Raw genomic sequence first — 2,110 nt, 5'->3', positions numbered from 1 at the left:
CCGGTCGAGGGTCGCGCCCCCCGCTGCGGCGGCGGCGAGGCAGAGAAGGGCGGCGGCGAGCTTTCCCGGCACGGCCCGATTCTATCCGGCCGATGCCGGCCTCGCGGATAATGGCGCCCGATGGAACCGACCGGACGCCTCTTCGTGGTCGCGACCCCGATCGGCAACCTCGACGACCTGTCGCCGCGCGCCGCGGAGGTGCTCCGCCGCGTCGCGGCGATCTACTGCGAGGATACGCGGGTGACGGGGAAGCTCGCATCGCGTTTCGGCTTCCCCGCGCCCCGGATCTCCTGCCACGCGCACAACGAAGAGGCGCGGGTGAACGAAGTCGTCGCGCGGCTCCGCCGCGGGGAGGAGGTGGCTCTCGTTTCCGACGCGGGAACGCCGGCGCTCTCCGACCCGGGGGAGCGGATCGTCGCCGCGGCCGCCGGGGCGGGGTTCCCGGTCGTCGCCGTTCCCGGCCCGAACGCGGCGGCCGCGGCGCTGTCGATTTCCGGCCTTCCCGCCGTGCCTCACGTCTTTCTCGGTTTTCCGCCGGCGAAGGCCGGCGCCCGGCGCGCGTTCTTCGACCGCTACCGCGATCGCTCGGAGACGCTCGTCTGGTTCGAGGCGCCCCATCGCCTCGCGGCCTCCCTTTCCGACGCCGCCGCAGCCCTCGGAGCGCGCCCGGCGCTCGTGGCGCGTGAGCTGACGAAGATCCACGAAGAGGCGCTCCGCGGCGATCTGCCGGCCCTGCGGGATCGGATCGCCGCGCGGGAATCGATTCGCGGCGAATGCGTCGTCGTCGCGAGCGGAGCGCGGGAGGCGCAACGTCCGGCCGCCGGCGCCGGGGAGATCGAGACGCGCATCACCGCGCTCGAGGGGCGCGGAATGACGCCGCGGGAGATCGCGCGCGAGGTCGCTCGGTCGATCGGCGTCTCCTCGCGCGAGGTATACCGGCGGATTCTCGAGCGGAAAGCGTGACGCGTTCCGCCGAGGGGCACTCGCCCGGACTATTCATGAACGACTCCGGCGTCCCCGCGGATCTTTTCCGCCGAATGCTGCGGAAGCCCGGCTTCGCCTTCGCCGGCCTTCTTTGCCTCGACGAAAAATATCTCGCGGGTACACTCTGTACGGCGTCTGGCTACGCCAAAGACATTACTTCGGTCCTCCGTGTCGGTGTCTCCATCCGCCTCGCCGGGTGAACCGGGCTAGAATCCGCCGATGCCCCGCGAATCTTCCGCCGCCCGAGCGTCGCGCACGAGAGAGATCATCCGGCGGTTGAAACGCGCGTACCCGGACGCGCGCTGCTGGCTCGACTATCGGACGCCGTTCGAGCTCTTCGTCGCGACGGTCCTCTCCGCCCAGTGCACCGACGAGCGGGTCAACGCGGTCACGAAGGAGCTCTTTCGCAAGTACCGGACTCCGGCCGACTACGTCCACGCGCCGCCGGGAGAGCTCGAGCGGGACATCCGGCCGACCGGCTTCTTCAACAACAAGGCGAAGAGCCTGCGGCGCGCGTCCGCCGTCCTCATGAAGGAATTCGGCGGACGTCTGCCGGAGTCGGAGGAAGACCTGCTGAAGCTCCCGGGCGTGGGACGAAAAACCGCGAACGTCATCCGGGGGAACGCGTTCAACGCCCACGCGGGCATGGTCGTCGACACGCACGTCGGCCGCCTGTCGCGAAGGCTCGGACTGACCCGCGAGAACGATCCGGTCAAGGTCGAAACCGACCTGAATGCTCTCGTCGCGCCGCAGGAGCGCGCGATGCTCGCCCATCGACTGATCCAGCACGGACGGCGGGTCTGCACGGCGCGCCGGGCGTTCTGCGAGGAGTGCGTGCTCGCGGAGATCTGCCCGAAGATCGGCGTCTCCGCGGCCACGGGCCGGGCCCCGCGCAAGGCCGCCGCCCGCCGCCGCGGCTGAGATCCTGCCGCCGGGAACTCTCCGCTCCCCCCGGTGGCCTCCCTTTCCGCGGAAGGCGCCCACTTCGAAACGGTCTTCGCCGGCGATCCCGCTCCGCCCGACGCGGTCTGGCGGGAACGCCCGTTCATCGACCCGAGTGTTGCATCGCGGAAATCCCGAACGAGCATTGACTCTGGCCCGTACAATCACGGTGTGCCCCCCCCCC

The 2,110-nt window shown here is 70.7% G+C and carries 2 protein-coding genes; both read left to right on the top strand.

The window, feature by feature from the left end; translation table 11 throughout:
- Positions 1 to 120 precede the first annotated feature (120 nt).
- Complete coding sequence (gene rsmI, locus VKH46_10110; protein HKB71184.1) at positions 121 to 963, top strand: 16S rRNA (cytidine(1402)-2'-O)-methyltransferase; 843 nt, start codon at positions 121 to 123, stop codon at positions 961 to 963.
- 240 nt (positions 964 to 1,203) lie between these two features.
- Positions 1,204 to 1,905, top strand: coding sequence for an endonuclease III (gene nth / locus VKH46_10105; GenBank protein HKB71183.1), 702 nt, complete (start codon positions 1,204 to 1,206; stop codon positions 1,903 to 1,905).
- The last annotated feature ends 205 nt before the right edge of the window (positions 1,906 to 2,110 follow it).

The sequence above is a fragment of the Thermoanaerobaculia bacterium genome, assembly GCA_035260525.1.
Classification (GTDB): domain Bacteria; phylum Acidobacteriota; class Thermoanaerobaculia; order UBA5066; family DATFVB01; genus DATFVB01.
This window is presented reverse-complemented; position numbering and strand designations above follow the sequence as displayed.